Source organism: Flavobacterium rhamnosi, assembly GCF_048286515.1.
Taxonomy (GTDB): Bacteria; Bacteroidota; Bacteroidia; order Flavobacteriales; family Flavobacteriaceae; genus Flavobacterium.
Window position 1 is genome coordinate 78,941 of record NZ_JBLVPS010000009.1, and the last position, 14,726, is coordinate 93,666.

The following is a 14,726-nucleotide window of genomic DNA, read 5'->3' on the forward strand; positions in this document are numbered from 1 at the left end:
AGAGGTATTACATAATTATTGATTTTACTTGTATAATTATATTCTTGGAATTGCATCAACTATACATTCAGTATTCTGATACATTCAAGCCAACTCCTCGGATATCAATATTTTCTCGGTTCAATAGCAATAAAATACAATTTTATTTTCCTTTTTTCTACCTTTGAAAAAGACAAATTCATACTAGATTATAGTAAACATGATTTTAAAAGCGACAGCAGAAGATGTTTCTGCATTAAATAAATTAATCAATTCAGCATACCGCGGTGAATCTTCTAAAAAAGGATGGACCACCGAAGCGAACCTATTAGAAGGGCTTAGAACCACCGAAAAGGAACTAACTAAAATCATTAAAAACCCAAAAAATACCATTCTAAAATTTACGGTAAATAATGACATTGTCGGTTGCGTATTGTTAATTGAAAAAGAATTCCAATTGTATTTAGGAATGCTCACGGTTTCGCCTGATTTGCAAAATAGTGGAGTTGGAAAACAACTATTACAACAGGCTGAAATTCATGCTTCGGTATTAGGATTGGCTAAAATTGTAATGACAGTGATATCCGTTCGGGAGGAATTGATTGCATGGTACAAACGCAACGGTTATTTTGATACCGGAGCAAGAGAACCTTTCCCGGAAAACGATATTCATATTCCAATTTCTAATCAGTCTTTGGAATTTCTTGTGTTAGAAAAAAGGATTGAATAGATTTAGACGTTCAATATCAAATTGTTTGAAAAACTGATAAATTTCAATCCATTTTCGCGTACCTCTAAGGGATTTTAGTCCTTAAAGCTGATAAAGACACTTATGATTTACAAGAGAACTTACCGGAGCAGAAAATAATTAAGGCGGGAAGGGAAATTTTCTTCTACTACAAATGATACTGAAAATCGCACCTATAAATGCTGTTGGAAAGATATTTTAATGAAACAACCATATAAAACCAAACGCTCCACATATTCAACAATGGAGCGTTTTATACACTAAAAATAACTCTTTCAGCTTAGATAGTAAATAATACTAATTATAAAACCAGCTCTTCAAACAAACGTTTCACTGTCTGTTCCAAATCATCACATAATCCCGGATGTGGTCTTGAGGTTTGAATGGCAGAACTTCGAATAGCAGTCAGCCAACGAAAACGTAATGGGATATCAAATTGTGCTATTGGTCCACCCGATTTTTCGCCATGTGCCACTTTCTCGAATGCCTGTAAATTTAAATGCAATTGTTCCAAATCTAAATCGGCTGAAAATAGTTGAAGTTTGGCTTCGTTCATTGAACAGAACACTTTTATAAATTTTGCTTTTTTACAAAACAAAACAATACCCACATTGAGGAATTCTTCGCGTTCTACCCTTGGCACAACCCGGATTACGGCATACTCATATAAGTGTTTCTCTTGCATTTTGGGCTTCATTTATAAAAATTTCGGAATGGTTCAAGCGGATGGATAAAAACTGTAAATAAACTTCTCGAAGCGCTTCAGGTGTTTCATCGGTATCTTCCCACTTCAGCCATTCTACTGGAATAAGACTAACAATGGATTGTAAGATTTCATCAGTCAATATTTTTTTGAATATAACATCGGTTTCTTTCAGCAATGAAGCTTGTGGCAACAATACATGGTCTTTTATCAGTGTAAAAGGACTTTGCGCATGCGCTTTCCAATTGGTCCAAGAATGATGAAAATAAAGGCTTGCACCATGATCTATCAACCATAATTCTTTGTGCCAAATTAACATATTAGTGTTTCTAAACGTACGGTCCACGTTGGTTATAAAAGCATCCAACCAAACAATCTGAGAAGCTAGTTTTGGATCAACCAACGTTACAACAGGATCAAAATTTATGGCCCCCGATAAGTAATGCAAAGCCAAATTTAGCCCTTGACTGCCTTGAAGAAGGTCCTGAATCTCTTCATCGGCTTCTGTGCGACCAAAAGCTTCATCAAGATTTGCAAAAACCAATTCCGGCATTTTTAAGTTTAAAGCACGGGCAATTTCTCCGCCAATTAATTCGGCGATTAAAGCCTTCACACCATGTCCGGCACCTTTGAATTTCAAGACATATTTAAAATCATCATCAGCCTCAGCAAGTGCAGGTAAAGAACCTCCTTCCCGCAATGGAGTTATGTACCGCGTAACATTTACGGTTCTAAGATGGGGTATGTTTTCCATAATTCAATTGGATATAGCTATTTTGCTTACGTACAAACTTACAAATAAGTAGCATAAATTTAATGGCTTTTTAGTAGAATGATTATTGTTATTCAACAAAACTCACATAGAGCCTATCAGATAAAATTACTGCATCATGAAAATGGCAAACCGGAATGGAAGTAACAAATGGGATGAAATTGAAAGAAGACTAATCCTTATTTTTCTAAGCTCAAAAATGCTGAACCGATAGTTGCAATACAATCAGAAGCAATAAACGATTGGTAACCTGTTTGCGGCAATGCAATATCAGCAGTTAGTCCGTGAAGATAAACACTAAGGAGCGCTGCGTCAATTGGCTCATAAGATTGCGCCAACAAACTGGTAATCATTCCTGTTAAAACATCGCCACTTCCGGCTGTGGCCAAAGCGGCGTTACCTGTTGTGTTTTCGTAAATTGTATCTCCATCAATTATTCGTGTAGGTGCGCCTTTCATTACTATAATAAGTTGGTATTGTTTTGAAAATACAATTGCTTTAACGATTTTCTCCTCTTCGGAATTCCATTTTCCTATTAATCGTTCGAGTTCTTTAGGATGTGGCGTGATGATAGTCAAGGGCCGTAATAAAGGAAGCCACTCCTTGTTTTTGGCTAAAATATTCAGCGCATCGGCATCGACTACCAGAGGAATTTTATTCTTCCTTAGAAATTCATAAATGGCTTTTTGTGTTTGAGTTTCCAGACCTAAACCGGGACCAACTCCGATGGCTTGTGGCTTAATATCGAATGAGATATCGGAAATGAATTCCTCCTGGTTGTCGGTAAGAACCATGACTTCCGGAATGGCGGTTTGCAGAATATTGTAACCACATTTAGGTATAAAAACAGTGACTAATCCGCAGCCAGTTTTCAAGCAAGCCTTAGATGACAAACTGACCGCTCCCATTTTTCCATAACTACCACCAATAATTAAAGCGTGCCCTTGAATACCTTTATGGGTATGTTTATCGATGGATTTGTATCGTTTTAGGATTTCTTTTTGATCAATGTAAATGGGATTCATCAGGAGACTGTTTGTATAAATTTACAAATTTATAAGCTATTACAGCAATTCAATACGTCACTTTTTTAGTAGTTGTAGAAAAATAACAATTTCAAATTTACAAAAATGTAGTATTTGGATTCTAAATCCCTACTAATCGCATCGCTAAACTTTTATTTTCATAAGAGTTCGGTGAATTCCATTTCTTATTAAAAACAGGAATAGCTGTAAAAAATCAGGCTTCTTTTTTAGCTTTTAACTTATTTACTGAAGCATTCAGTTCAAAACCAAGCAGTAATATCATACAGTTGATCCAAATGTAAAACATCAAAATTAACAAGGTTCCTATAGAGCCGTATAATTCATTGTATTTTGAGAATCGGATTACCCAAATTCCAAAAATATAAGAATCTAAAAGCACCAATATTGTAGTAAATACAGAACCTATAGAAATAAAGGCCCTGTCTTTATCGTGTTTTGTACCAAATTTGAAGAGTATAGAAGTTGTAACTAAAATCATTAAAATCACAAATGCATATCGCCCTAAAACGATCAATTCAACATGGTCACTCAATATCGTTTTTTGAATAAATACCTCAAAAACAACTATTATCGCCACGGTAACGATTAATAACACTGACAATAATAATGACATAGCCAGAGCAACTATGTATTGGTGTATAAATCCTCTTTTGATCAGTACATGACGTGAGGATTCAAAGCCTCCTAAAATTCCATTTAATCCATTTGCCATAAGAAAAATAGACAATATAAATCCTGAAGACAATAAGCCGGAATCACTATTATTGAGAATATCATTGATGATTTTATATATGGCGTCATAGGTGTTTGGCGGTACGCCTTCCCTGACAAACTGAAGAAAATCATCCTGAAATCCTTCAATAGGAATGTAAGGAATAAGATTTAAGATAAACAGAGCAAATGGAAATAATGCCATGAAAAAGCTAAATGCAATCGCACTCGCGTGATAGGTTAAAGCACTTTCAACAATTCCTAATCCGTATAACTCCAACAAATCGTACAGCGACAATCCCTGTAACCATGGGAGTTTTATCGTTTTCAATCCGCGGGCAAGATTCCGTATCAGAGGGATTTTCTCTATTCTTTCTTCGATTTCCTTACTCATATTGCTTTTAAGCTCAAATCCATGTTATAAACGGAATGCGTTAAGGCCCCGGAAGAGATATAATTCACACCACATTCAGCGTAAAGACGAATGGTATTTTCGTTGATATTTCCTGAAGATTCGGTTTGGCATCTGCTACCAATTAAAGCTACCGCTTTACGCGTATCTTCATAATTGAAATTGTCTATTAGAATTCTATAGACACCTTCACTCTCCAAAATTTCTATGATTTCGTCCAAATTTCTAGCTTCGACAATGATTTTAAGATCCAGATTATTTTCCTTGAGGTACGCTTTGGTTTTGGCGATTGCCAAGGTAATTCCGCCTGCAAAATCATTGTGATTGTCCTTGAGCATAATCATGTCATACAAAGCAAAACGATGATTTTCGCCTCCACCAATTTTTACTGCCCATTTCTCACAAGCTCTGAAACCAGGTGTCGTTTTACGTGTATCAAGTATTTTAGTTTTTGTTCCTTCTAAAAGACGAACGTATTCTTTCGTTTTAGTCGCGATTGCGGACATTCTTTGCATCGAATTCAAAACTACCCGTTCCGATTTCAAGATAGATTGTGAACTTCCGGAAACATGAAAAATAATATCGCCTTTTCTTACTGGTGTTCCGTCCTGAATAAAAGTTTCTATTTGTAAATTTGGATCTACATACTGAAAAACCATTTTGGCAAAAGCCACACCGGCAACAATACCATCCTCTTTTACAAGTAATTTCGCTTTTCCGGTTGCTGTTGCAGGAATACATGCTAATGAACTGTAATCCCCCGGACCAACATCTTCTCTAATTGCGTTTTCAATTAAAATATTTAATTCATTTTCGAACTGTGCTTCGCTAATCATTTTTATAGGACATTTATGGAATGCTAAAGTAATATTTATTTTGTGGATTTGAAAATATGTGCACTCGGTTCTTTACAAAACAAGTAAATGAATCCATTTTTAATAAAGAACTACAAAGAAGAAAAAAAAAGAAATTGTGATTCAATATTCTAATAGTAAGCCCAAGACTCTCGATAATGTCAGAACAAGAAATCGCTTACTAAGTAAGTACATCAGAAAAAAGTGCTGCATTACTCTCTTTTTAGAGAGTAAAGCGCTAAAAATCAATACTTTTATTTAGTACGGTATTATTAAAAATCCTATATTTGATTTCATTAACCACAAAAACACTGTTTATGAAATCTTTTTTAAGCTTACTTTTTGTATCCTCACTGTTATTGACTTCTTGCAAAAAAGAACTCGAACCACAACAAAGCACTACGCCAACAAACGTAGTTCCTTTTACTGAAGTTGGAAAACAGATGCGGAATGAAGCTGCAATTTCCTCTCAAGCACAACAAGTCCCTACTACGGCTACTCAGAACAAGGCTTTGACAACACCAGCCCCTATCGCTAAAGGAATGAATCCTGTGCACGGTCAGCCCGGCCATCGTTGCGACATCCCTGTTGGCGCCCCTTTAAATTCTCCGGTCTCCACAGCTAAAAACACACCCGTAATTCAGCAACAAAACCAAGGAGTCCCCACTGCGGTCACTTCTACTCCAACAGCAACAACACCCACTCCTGAAGGAATGAACCCTCCACACGGTCAAACAAATCACCGATGTGATATTGCCGTTGGTGCTCCATTGCCTAAGTCGTAAATTTGCGCTAATGCATCTTTATATACGAGAACTGGCACGAATTTTTGCGAAAATTAAAATTATGGCTACAGAAACAAAATACTATGCAAAAGCTGAAATGCTAATTAGAAACCCCATTGAAAGCGTCTTTGAGGCCTTTATAAACCCAGAAATTACGACAAAATTTTGGTTTACTAAGAGCTCCGGAAAACTTGAAGAAGGAAAACAAACGGAATGGACTTGGGAAATGTACAATCATTCTGTTTCGGTTAGGACAAAAATAATAGAGCAGAATAAAAAAATTACAATTGAATGGGGAAACCATGATGACGTTTCTACCGTGGAATGGACATTTAGATATTTAGGGGAAGCCGAAACTTTTGTAAGTATTATTAATAGTGGATTTCAGGGAGAAACAGAAAAACTTATCTCACAAGTACGGGATTCAACAGAAGGATTTGCATTAGTTTTAGCAGGATTAAAAGCTTATTTGGAATACAATATCCAGCTAAATTTAGTTTCAGACAGATTTCCTAAGGAAGTAAATGAATAAATCATAAACATTGCACGGACGGACAAATACTACTGCCACCTTCCTGAAAAACATAAAAAAGCTTATCAAACATTCCCACAAACAACTATTGCGCAGCTCAAAAACATACCTGATTTACAATTAATTAACAAAACATTTTTGCTGAAATTACACAGATACTTCTTTCCCGATTTTGTACTTTTAACTCCCAAATTAATACTTCAGTTCAAACGAAGTAATCATCCTATTTTCCCCTACTTTCTAATTTTATGTTCAAAATATAAAAGCTTTTTTATGGAAAATAAAAAAATAATTACCCAAAAAATCACTCCTTGTTTATGGTTTAATAACAATGCGCAAGAAGCTGTGTCTTTCTATACTTCTATTTTTAAAAACTCCAAAATTGGAAAAACAACTCATTACGGTAAAAATGCACCCTTGCCGGAAGGAACGGTTTTAACAGTTTCATTTCAACTGAACGGAGAAGATTTTTTGGCTTTGAATGGTGGGCCCGTATTTACCTTTTCGGAAGCCATTTCATTCATTGTAAACTGCGAAAACCAATCCGAAATCGATACGTTTTGGGAAAAACTTTCTGAAGGTGGGCAAATTCAACAATGCGGATGGTTAAAGGATAAGTTTGGTCTCTCTTGGCAAATTGTCCCAGTAGTATTAGCTGAAATGATGCAAAGCAACGATATTGAAAAATCAAACAGGGTAATGCAGGCAATAATGCAAATGGTAAAAATTGATATTGAAAAGTTAGAAAAAGCTTATCAAAGTTAAAATTAGTGCACCTGATAAAAAGAGCAATCAAATAAAATTATTTAATTAAAAAACAAATAAAAATGGCACGAGTAAGCACCTACCTTAACTTTCCTCGCAATACAGAGGATGCATTTAATTTTTATAAATCCGTATTCGGAGGAGAATTTAGCGCAGGGGGAATAACCCGGTTCAGTGACATTCCACCAGCAGAAGGAATGCCACCAATTGATGAAAACGATAAAAATCTAATCATGCATATTGAATTACCAATCATCGGCGGACATTTTTTAATGGGAACTGACGCTCCTGAATCAATGGGGTTTAAAGTTAACTTTGGCAACAATATTTTTATCAATCTGGAACCGGACACGAGAGCCGAAACAAAAAAAATATTTGACTTACTGTCAAGTGGAGGAACAATAACAATGGAACTTCAGATAATGTTTTGGGGAGCCTATTATGGAAGTTGCACCGATAAATTTGGTATTCAATGGATGTTTAACTGTGTTGAAAAAGCAGAATAAATTGTTTATGGATAATGAAATTAAATCACTGATAACAGTTGAAACTATTATCAATGCACCAATTGATGCGGTTTGGAAAAAGTGGACAAACCCAGACGACATCGTTAAATGGAACAATGCCTCTGATGACTGGCACACAACCAGAGCTGACAATGATTTAACAATTGGAGGTAAATTTGCTGCAAGAATGGAAGCGAAGGATGGCAGTATGGGCTTTGATTTTAGTGGTCGATATGACACTATAAAACAGAACGAACTTATTGAATATACTCTTGATGACACACGAAAAGTAAAAATTTGCTTTTCCAATGATAGCAATAAGACAAAAATTATTGAAGTTTTTGAAGCTGAAAATGAAAACCCAATCGAGATGCAACAGTCCGGTTGGCAATTGATATTAAATAACTTCAAAAAATATGCTGAATCTAAATTGTAAAAAAACAAAACCTAGCCAAAAAGAACTACTTATGGTTGTTTAATGTTAATCAAATACGATATCAATTTTCTATATTTGCGCCTCTGAAATTTCATAAAATGAACATCAAACTTATTGCAATTGGGAAAACTGATAACAAAGCATTACAATCTTTGATAGACGATTACACCAAGCGTCTGTCTTTTTATATCAAGTTCGATTTGGACATAATTGCTGATATCAAGAACGTCAAAAACTTATCTGAAAGTCAGCAAAAAGAGAAAGAAGGCGAATTAATTTTAGCGAAAATAATGCCGACAGATCAACTTATTTTATTAGATGAAAATGGAAAAAATTTTTCCAGCGTTGGTTTTTCGAACGAATTGCAAAAGAAAATGAACTCAGGTGTTAAAACTTTAGTTTTCGTAATTGGCGGCCCGTATGGCTTTTCGGAAACGGTTTATGTCAAAGCACAGGGAAAAATCTCGCTTTCCCTAATGACTTTTTCGCACCAGATGGTGCGGTTATTTTTTATCGAACAATTGTATCGTGGGTTTACAATTTTGAGAAATGAACCCTATCATCACCAATAAAGTTAAGTTTAAAAATAACTGCTTTACACTTCGTTTTCTACAGTATGCATAGACACTTCATTCTATCTTAAACTCTGGATCTTAAAACACTAGCTTAAACTCACAAACAACATATAAATAACTAAAAATCAATTTTTTAACTTATATTTATAGATTTTTTGATTTTAAAAATTTAATTTTATAGTTCACTAAAGCCCTTCTAAAAATCTCATTAAATATAAAATCGTTACGAGATTACATCACTTTTTAATAGTATTGTTTCAATTTTTTAACCTTTAAATATTTTATTATGAAATATTCTATTCGCTTTTTAGCTATTTTTATCATTTTGTCAGGTTTAGTTTCATGCGATGATGATGACCCTGCTCCAACACCACTTATAGTAACTTTTAATGCTACATTAAACGGTGCAAAGGAAGTACCTTCCAATAATTCAACAGCAACGGGAACTGCGGTGCTTTACTATAACAAAACTACAAAAGTAATGTCCTTAACAGTAACATATAGTGGCTTAACAGTCACTGATGCACATATTCATATAGGAGCTGTAACCGTTGACGGACCAATTGTCTTTCCTCTCACTGCTTCAACCTCTCCAATAACCTATACAAGTCCTGCTTTAACTGCATCTCAGCAAGCAGATCTTCTTGCCAATCTTTATTATGTAAACTTGCATAGTACAGCATTCCCAGGTGGAGAAATTAGAGGCCAACTTATTACAACAAATCCAGGAGGATCTGGTGGCGGCGGTGGCGGCGGAGGCGGCTATTAAACCCCAATTTTAGATCTTATAAAACTAAAGGCTTTCTTTTCACAAGGAAAGCTTTTAGTATTTAAACATAACATCTCAAACAATAAAATCGATAAAAACACGAACTACTTGATTATTTACTATTTTTTGAAGGTCTAAATACTATTATTTTCCTGTTAGTAAACAAACTCCTGATCAAAAACTATTAATTCAGGTTTTGGTTTCGAAAATTTTATACTATTTATCAAAATTTTATTTTGAATATAAGTTCCAAAAGACATTTCTTTTTCGAAACAAAAAACAAACTTATTCAATGTATCTATTGGTAAAGTATTGAAATAAGTCTGTAACTGTTCTTTTTTCACCCTAACATTATCTACTAAAATTTCGTTGTTTTTGGTAAAAAACACAACTTTTCCTGATCTTGGTTTTTCCAAGCTGTAAAAGACATTAGTAAAAGCAATAAAGGCTAAGTTTTTACCAACAGTATCAGCATACGAATAATAATTTTCAGCCTTTTCATTCTTATGTGCTTTTTCTTCGCGCTTTTTATGTTGCAGTTTCATGATCTCAGGAATCGCGATTCGCAAAGGCAAACGTTTGTCTATATTCAAAATCCAGTTAGTGGAAATAATACTATTTTTCCTGTTTACTTCTGCCAAAGTATCGTTTCCATTTACTCTAAAAAAAATATAAACTGGTGAAAGATCATCGACCTCTTTTACAATAGTCGTATTGCCTTTTGGCAATAATATATCCTCCTTATTACTACAGGAAAGAAAAATAAAAAGAGCAATCATACTAAAATATTTCATGCTTATAGATTGATTTCATTAAATAATGCTACGCATTCCATAGCTTCCTTTACATCATGAACACGAAGTATTTTTGCGCCTTTGGTCAATGCCAGGGTATTTAAAACCGTGGTTCCGTTTAACGCCTGTTCTGTTTTAATATTCAATGCTTTACAAATCATTGATTTTCTAGAAATCCCCACAAGAAGAGGGAGTTCAAGCATTTTAAATAATTCCATTTTTCGAAAAACCTCATAATTTTGCTCCATTGTTTTTGCAAAGCCAAAACCTGGATCAATAATTAAGTCATTAATTCCAAAACTTCTTGCTTTGGCAATTAATTCCGAAAAATAGAACAACATTTCTTTTACAATATCGTCATAATTCGTGAGCTTCTGCATCGTTTGAGGATTGCCTCTCATGTGCATCATGACATAAGGGACATTGTATTTTGCAATAATTTCGAACATTTTGTCATCCAGATTTCCAGCTGCAATATCATTAATAATAGCTGCACCGTTTTCGATACTCGCTTTCGCTACTTCACTTCTAAAAGTGTCAATTGAGATAATCGTTTCCGGAAAATGTTTTAGAATCAAATTAGCAACTGGAACAATTCTCGAAATTTCCTCCTGCTCAGAAACAAACTCGGCATTAGGTTTACTGGAATACGCACCTATATCAATGAAAGTCGCGCCATCATTTAGCATTTTTCCAACTTGAGAAAGTATTTCTATTTCATTTTTATACTTACCGCCATCAAAAAAAGAGTTTGGTGTTACATTCAAAATCCCCATTACTTTGGGAGTTGATAAGTCTATAAGTACCCCGTTACAGTTAATAGTCATTATTTTTTTAGTTTTCAGTTGCAATTTTCAGTTTAAAACTTTTCATTAAACATTATTTATCGTTCAATCTTCATTCAAAAAAAATATGCTATTTTTGAAGAAATTTTAGACAAATATACATCAATAATGAAGAATACTTCAAAGGAATATGATACTGTGATTGCGATTTGTCGATCGCTTTTTACTAATAAAATGAAAGATTATGGATGCGCATGGCGCATTTTAAGATTGCCTTCATTGACAGACCAAATCTATATTAAAGCCCAAAGAATAAGAAGTCTTCAAGAAAACGAAGTACGTAAAATTGATGAAGATGAAACCGGTGAATTCATCGGAATTATCAATTATTCTATAATGGCTTTAATTCAGTTGGAATTAGGCGTTGCAGATCAACCTGATTTAGATGTCGAAAAAGCAACCGAATTATACGATGCAAAAGTTGCAGTAACCAAAGCGTTAATGGAAGACAAAAATCATGATTATGGTGAAGCATGGCGTGATATGCGTGTTAGCTCTTTAACAGATTTAATTTTACAAAAACTGCTTCGTGTAAAACAAATTGAAGATAATAAAGGAAAAACTTTAGTTTCTGAAGGTATTGACGCCAATTATCAGGATATCATTAATTATTCCGTTTTTGCATTGATTTTAATGGGATTTGGAAAAGAAAAATAAAAATATGAAAAATATAATTACTCAATTCTCTCGCATATTTGTGGGGATACTTTTTATCATTTCTGGATTAATCAAACTGAATGACCCAATTGGGTTTTCATACAAATTGGCGGAATATTTTAGTGAGCCGGTTTTCAACATGCCTTTTTTAGTTCCATTTGCATTAGGAATTGCTTTATTTTTAGTCATTCTTGAAGTGATTTTAGGCATTATGTTACTCATTGGTTACAAACCAAAATTCACGATTTGGAGTTTACTTGTTTTGATTGTATTATTTACTTTCCTGACCTTCTATTCTGCATATTACAATGTGGTGAAAGATTGCGGTTGCTTTGGAGACGCTTTGAAACTTACACCATGGCAGTCTTTCAGTAAAGACATTGTTTTGTTATTCTTTATTCTAATATTGTTTTTTAACAGAAAGCTGGTTCAACCGTTGTTCAGCAATGGTGTTCAAAACATAATTATTTATGCTAGTGTAATTTTGTGTTCGTTTATGGGAATTTGGGTCTTAAATCATTTACCTTTAATCGATTTTAGACCATTTAAGGTTGGAAATAATATCCAAAAAGGAATGAGAATCCCTGATAATGCCCCAAAAAGTGTGGTAGAAATGATTTTCATATACAAAGTAAATGGTGTCGATAAGGAATTTACCGAGAAGGACTTGATGGCTCTTCCAGAAGGAGCAATTTTTGTAGATAGAAAAGACAAAGTAATTACAGAAGGCTATATCCCTCCTATCCACGATTTTACTATGGAAAAAGACGGGTCCGACTATAAAGAAGAGTTGTTGGAAGAACCAAAATTGGTTATGATTGTAGCTTATGATTTGGTGAATGCAGATCAAAGTGGCTTAGCCAAAACGGAAAAATTAAATACTGAAGCTAAAGCAAAAGGCTATAAAGTAATCGGCATGACCGCTTCTTCACCGAAAGAAATCGAGAAATCAAAAAAACAATTCGGAATGACATTCGATTTTTATTTTTGTGATGCTATCACTTTAAAAACAATTGAAAGAGCCAACCCAAGTATTGTGATTCTTGAAAAAGGAACTATAAAACAAAAAGTCCATTACAATGATCTTGCAGATTTGAAGTTGTAAAAAAGTTGAAGCTAAAGGTTTAAAGTTACAAACATGTAATTTTAAACCTTTATAAATTTTAGGCAGGAACATTTTACGACCTTTCCCTCTCGATTTAGACTGCCGACAACTATATTTACTAGTGCATTTTTAGCGAAATAGGATTAATAAAGTGATAAATCAGTTTGTTTTAAAAGCTCAAATTTCAATTTAATTAAACAAACATTCCATTTAACACTTAACTATTACGATTTCACTACTTTTAACATTACAAAAAAAACATTTTTTGTGACATAATAGCTGAGAATTCAAAATTCTCTAATCTATATTCCCCAATCAAATTGTTTGTTTAACTTTGTTGCTAAATTTTAAAAGATGGAAAAAATATTCGCTTTATTCGTTGCTTTCATTACCTTTTCTTGTACCAATGCTCAAAAAACGGAATTTTCAAAAGAAGCGTTATCAGAAACATTATTATCCGACAATGGAAGCCAAATTGCTTTTAAGAATATTTTAAAAAAGCACAAAGGAAAAACGTTAGTGATAGAAGTATGGGCCTCTTGGTGTGGCGATTGTGTAAAAGCAATGCCAAAAATCAAAGAAGTACAAGCGAATAATCCAGATGTGGCTTATGTATTCATTTCTATGGACAAAACAGCCGATAAATGGAAACTTGGTATTGAAAAACACAAAATCAAAGGCGAACATTTTATGGCAAATGATCAGATGAAAGGTGTTTTTGCAAAAGCGATTGACCTGGATTGGATTCCAAGGTATATCATTATTGACAAAACTGGCAAAATTGTTTTATATCGTGCAATAGAAACTGATTTTGACCTCATAAATGAAACTTTAAAAAAAAGTAAACAATAGCACTATATAACTTCTAAACAAACTATCTAACTAAAATAAAAACAAGAAAATGAGAAAGAAAATTGTAGCAGGAAACTGGAAAATGCATAAAAACGCAGAACAAACTGAAGATTTATTAAACGAATTAATAGCAAAAATACCAACTGAAACTAAAGCACAAGTAATTGTTGCTCCAACTTTTGTTAACTTGGCTTCTGCTGTTGATCATTTAGAATTTACCAGTATTGATGTAGCGGCTCAAAATGTACATCAGGCAGAAAGTGGGGCTTTTACAGGTGAAATTTCTGCTGATATGCTTAAAAGTGTTGGCGTGAATACTGTAATTCTTGGGCATTCAGAGCGTAGAGCGATTTTTAATGAAACAGATGCTTTAATTGCGAGTAAAGTTGATACTGCTTTGGAACATGACATGACTGTTATTTTCTGTTTTGGTGAAGAACTAAAAGACCGTCAATCTAAAAATCACTTCAATGTTGTTGAAAATCAATTGCGTGATGGTTTATTTCATATTGAAGCTAAGGACTGGGTAAATATTGTTTTAGCATATGAGCCAGTTTGGGCAATAGGAACTGGAGAAACAGCTTCTCCTGAACAAGCACAGGAAATGCATGAATTCATTAGAGAAACAGTACGTAAAGCTTTTGGAAGTGACATAGCTGAAGATGTTTCAATTCTTTACGGAGGAAGTGTAAAACCAGAAAATGCAAAAGAAATTTTCTCTAAACCAGATGTGGACGGAGGTCTTATTGGTGGAGCGGCGTTAAAAGCAGATGATTTCGTAGCCATTGTGAATGCTATATAATTTTACTACCCTAAATTAGAAAGAAGGTTTGATATTTTTATCAGGCCTTTTTTTTGTTTTAATTCTTCAATAAAAAGA

At 34.0% G+C, this 14,726-nt stretch carries 19 protein-coding genes; 12 read left to right on the top strand and 7 right to left on the bottom strand.

All coding sequences use genetic code 11. The annotated features are described in order from the left end of the window. Positions 1 to 199: 199 nt before the first annotated feature. The gene (locus ACNQGN_RS09315; RefSeq protein ID WP_417987550.1) at positions 200 to 709 is read left to right on the top strand and encodes a GNAT family N-acetyltransferase; all 510 of its coding nucleotides are present in this window, start codon (positions 200 to 202) and stop codon (positions 707 to 709) included. 319 nt (positions 710 to 1,028) lie between these two features. Here ACNQGN_RS09315 and ACNQGN_RS09320 read toward each other — a convergent pair whose 3' ends face one another. The 5 genes from ACNQGN_RS09320 to nadC all read right to left on the bottom strand — a co-directional run bounded on the left by ACNQGN_RS09320 (position 1,029) and on the right by nadC (position 5,207). Continuing rightward, positions 1,029 to 1,412, bottom strand: coding sequence for a DUF3037 domain-containing protein (locus tag ACNQGN_RS09320; protein ID WP_417987551.1), 384 nt, complete (start codon positions 1,410 to 1,412; stop codon positions 1,029 to 1,031). Next, positions 1,390 to 2,184, bottom strand: a complete 795-nt coding sequence (locus ACNQGN_RS09325; RefSeq protein ID WP_417987552.1) for a HipA family kinase — start codon at positions 2,182 to 2,184, stop codon at positions 1,390 to 1,392. The genes ACNQGN_RS09320 and ACNQGN_RS09325 overlap by 23 nt, the downstream gene beginning before the upstream one ends. 197 nt (positions 2,185 to 2,381) lie before the next feature. Next, the gene (locus ACNQGN_RS09330; RefSeq protein WP_417987553.1) at positions 2,382 to 3,227 is read right to left on the bottom strand and encodes an NAD(P)H-hydrate dehydratase; all 846 of its coding nucleotides are present in this window, start codon (positions 3,225 to 3,227) and stop codon (positions 2,382 to 2,384) included. Between the two features lie 214 nt (positions 3,228 to 3,441). Beyond that, positions 3,442 to 4,353, bottom strand: coding sequence for a YihY/virulence factor BrkB family protein (locus ACNQGN_RS09335; protein ID WP_417987554.1), 912 nt, complete (start codon positions 4,351 to 4,353; stop codon positions 3,442 to 3,444). Beyond that, a complete protein-coding gene (gene nadC, locus ACNQGN_RS09340) occupies positions 4,350 to 5,207 on the bottom strand; it encodes a carboxylating nicotinate-nucleotide diphosphorylase (RefSeq protein WP_417987555.1) in 858 nt (285 codons plus the stop codon). Before nadC ends, ACNQGN_RS09335 begins: the two co-directional genes overlap by 4 nt. Positions 5,208 to 5,542: 335 nt before the next feature. On the opposite strand from nadC, the gene ACNQGN_RS09345 reads away from it, so the two are divergent. The 7 genes from ACNQGN_RS09345 to ACNQGN_RS09375 all read left to right on the top strand — a co-directional run bounded on the left by ACNQGN_RS09345 (position 5,543) and on the right by ACNQGN_RS09375 (position 9,593). Next, a complete protein-coding gene (locus ACNQGN_RS09345) occupies positions 5,543 to 6,010 on the top strand; it encodes a hypothetical protein (RefSeq protein ID WP_417987556.1) in 468 nt (155 codons plus the stop codon). A gap of 61 nt (positions 6,011 to 6,071) precedes the next feature. After that, positions 6,072 to 6,542, top strand: coding sequence for an SRPBCC family protein (locus tag ACNQGN_RS09350; protein WP_417987557.1), 471 nt, complete (start codon positions 6,072 to 6,074; stop codon positions 6,540 to 6,542). A gap of 273 nt (positions 6,543 to 6,815) precedes the next feature. Continuing rightward, positions 6,816 to 7,307, top strand: coding sequence for a VOC family protein (locus ACNQGN_RS09355; RefSeq protein WP_417987558.1), 492 nt, complete (start codon positions 6,816 to 6,818; stop codon positions 7,305 to 7,307). A 62-nt stretch (positions 7,308 to 7,369) separates the two neighbouring features. After that, positions 7,370 to 7,813: a VOC family protein gene (locus ACNQGN_RS09360; protein ID WP_417987559.1), complete on the top strand. Its 444-nt coding sequence runs from the start codon at positions 7,370 to 7,372 to the stop codon at positions 7,811 to 7,813. Positions 7,814 to 7,820: 7 nt separating this feature from the next. Further along, positions 7,821 to 8,249, top strand: a complete 429-nt coding sequence (locus ACNQGN_RS09365; RefSeq protein ID WP_417987560.1) for an SRPBCC family protein — start codon at positions 7,821 to 7,823, stop codon at positions 8,247 to 8,249. Between the two features lie 98 nt (positions 8,250 to 8,347). Next, entirely contained in the window at positions 8,348 to 8,821 is a 474-nt protein-coding gene (gene rlmH, locus ACNQGN_RS09370) for a 23S rRNA (pseudouridine(1915)-N(3))-methyltransferase RlmH (protein ID WP_417987561.1), read from the top strand. Between the two features lie 289 nt (positions 8,822 to 9,110). Further along, positions 9,111 to 9,593 carry a CHRD domain-containing protein gene (locus ACNQGN_RS09375; RefSeq protein ID WP_417987562.1) on the top strand — a complete coding sequence of 161 codons (483 nt, stop codon included), beginning with the start codon at positions 9,111 to 9,113 and terminating at the stop codon, positions 9,591 to 9,593. Between the two features lie 155 nt (positions 9,594 to 9,748). Here ACNQGN_RS09375 and ACNQGN_RS09380 read toward each other — a convergent pair whose 3' ends face one another. Both ACNQGN_RS09380 and folP read right to left on the bottom strand, forming a co-directional pair. Further along, on the bottom strand, positions 9,749 to 10,387 hold the full coding sequence (locus ACNQGN_RS09380; protein WP_417987563.1) for a hypothetical protein: 639 nt from the start codon (positions 10,385 to 10,387) through the stop codon (positions 9,749 to 9,751). 2 nt (positions 10,388 to 10,389) lie between these two features. Continuing rightward, positions 10,390 to 11,214, bottom strand: a complete 825-nt coding sequence (gene folP / locus ACNQGN_RS09385) for a dihydropteroate synthase (RefSeq protein WP_417987564.1) — start codon at positions 11,212 to 11,214, stop codon at positions 10,390 to 10,392. 126 nt (positions 11,215 to 11,340) lie between these two features. Here folP and ACNQGN_RS09390 point away from each other — a divergent pair, with 126 nt between their 5' ends. From ACNQGN_RS09390 to tpiA, 4 genes are all read left to right on the top strand, one after another. After that, a complete protein-coding gene (locus ACNQGN_RS09390; RefSeq protein ID WP_417987565.1) occupies positions 11,341 to 11,889 on the top strand; it encodes a DUF1599 domain-containing protein in 549 nt (182 codons plus the stop codon). Positions 11,890 to 11,893: 4 nt separating this feature from the next. Continuing rightward, complete coding sequence (locus tag ACNQGN_RS09395) at positions 11,894 to 12,994, top strand: BT_3928 family protein (protein WP_417987566.1); 1,101 nt, start codon at positions 11,894 to 11,896, stop codon at positions 12,992 to 12,994. Positions 12,995 to 13,348: 354 nt separating this feature from the next. Further along, positions 13,349 to 13,846 (top strand): TlpA family protein disulfide reductase, encoded by a 498-nt coding sequence (locus ACNQGN_RS09400; protein ID WP_417987567.1) that lies wholly within the window; start codon positions 13,349 to 13,351, stop codon positions 13,844 to 13,846. Positions 13,847 to 13,895: 49 nt separating this feature from the next. After that, the gene (gene tpiA, locus ACNQGN_RS09405; RefSeq protein WP_417987568.1) at positions 13,896 to 14,648 is read left to right on the top strand and encodes a triose-phosphate isomerase; all 753 of its coding nucleotides are present in this window, start codon (positions 13,896 to 13,898) and stop codon (positions 14,646 to 14,648) included. Positions 14,649 to 14,726: the final 78 nt, after the last annotated feature.

What these genes read in the sequence shown, in the direction of transcription:
- ACNQGN_RS09315 (WP_417987550.1), top strand. Translation starts at nt 200, where the DNA reads ATGATTTTAAAAGCGACAGCAGAAGATGTTTCTGCATTAAATAAATTA.
- ACNQGN_RS09320 (WP_417987551.1), bottom strand. Translation starts at nt 1,412, where the DNA reads ATGCAAGAGAAACACTTATATGAGTATGCCGTAATCCGGGTTGTGCCA.
- ACNQGN_RS09325 (WP_417987552.1), bottom strand. Translation starts at nt 2,184, where the DNA reads ATGGAAAACATACCCCATCTTAGAACCGTAAATGTTACGCGGTACATA.
- ACNQGN_RS09330 (WP_417987553.1), bottom strand. Translation starts at nt 3,227, where the DNA reads ATGAATCCCATTTACATTGATCAAAAAGAAATCCTAAAACGATACAAA.
- ACNQGN_RS09335 (WP_417987554.1), bottom strand. Translation starts at nt 4,353, where the DNA reads ATGAGTAAGGAAATCGAAGAAAGAATAGAGAAAATCCCTCTGATACGG.
- nadC (WP_417987555.1), bottom strand. Translation starts at nt 5,207, where the DNA reads ATGATTAGCGAAGCACAGTTCGAAAATGAATTAAATATTTTAATTGAA.
- ACNQGN_RS09345 (WP_417987556.1), top strand. Translation starts at nt 5,543, where the DNA reads ATGAAATCTTTTTTAAGCTTACTTTTTGTATCCTCACTGTTATTGACT.
- ACNQGN_RS09350 (WP_417987557.1), top strand. Translation starts at nt 6,072, where the DNA reads ATGGCTACAGAAACAAAATACTATGCAAAAGCTGAAATGCTAATTAGA.
- ACNQGN_RS09355 (WP_417987558.1), top strand. Translation starts at nt 6,816, where the DNA reads ATGGAAAATAAAAAAATAATTACCCAAAAAATCACTCCTTGTTTATGG.
- ACNQGN_RS09360 (WP_417987559.1), top strand. Translation starts at nt 7,370, where the DNA reads ATGGCACGAGTAAGCACCTACCTTAACTTTCCTCGCAATACAGAGGAT.
- ACNQGN_RS09365 (WP_417987560.1), top strand. Translation starts at nt 7,821, where the DNA reads ATGGATAATGAAATTAAATCACTGATAACAGTTGAAACTATTATCAAT.
- rlmH (WP_417987561.1), top strand. Translation starts at nt 8,348, where the DNA reads ATGAACATCAAACTTATTGCAATTGGGAAAACTGATAACAAAGCATTA.
- ACNQGN_RS09375 (WP_417987562.1), top strand. Translation starts at nt 9,111, where the DNA reads ATGAAATATTCTATTCGCTTTTTAGCTATTTTTATCATTTTGTCAGGT.
- ACNQGN_RS09380 (WP_417987563.1), bottom strand. Translation starts at nt 10,387, where the DNA reads ATGAAATATTTTAGTATGATTGCTCTTTTTATTTTTCTTTCCTGTAGT.
- folP (WP_417987564.1), bottom strand. Translation starts at nt 11,214, where the DNA reads ATGACTATTAACTGTAACGGGGTACTTATAGACTTATCAACTCCCAAA.
- ACNQGN_RS09390 (WP_417987565.1), top strand. Translation starts at nt 11,341, where the DNA reads ATGAAGAATACTTCAAAGGAATATGATACTGTGATTGCGATTTGTCGA.
- ACNQGN_RS09395 (WP_417987566.1), top strand. Translation starts at nt 11,894, where the DNA reads ATGAAAAATATAATTACTCAATTCTCTCGCATATTTGTGGGGATACTT.
- ACNQGN_RS09400 (WP_417987567.1), top strand. Translation starts at nt 13,349, where the DNA reads ATGGAAAAAATATTCGCTTTATTCGTTGCTTTCATTACCTTTTCTTGT.
- tpiA (WP_417987568.1), top strand. Translation starts at nt 13,896, where the DNA reads ATGAGAAAGAAAATTGTAGCAGGAAACTGGAAAATGCATAAAAACGCA.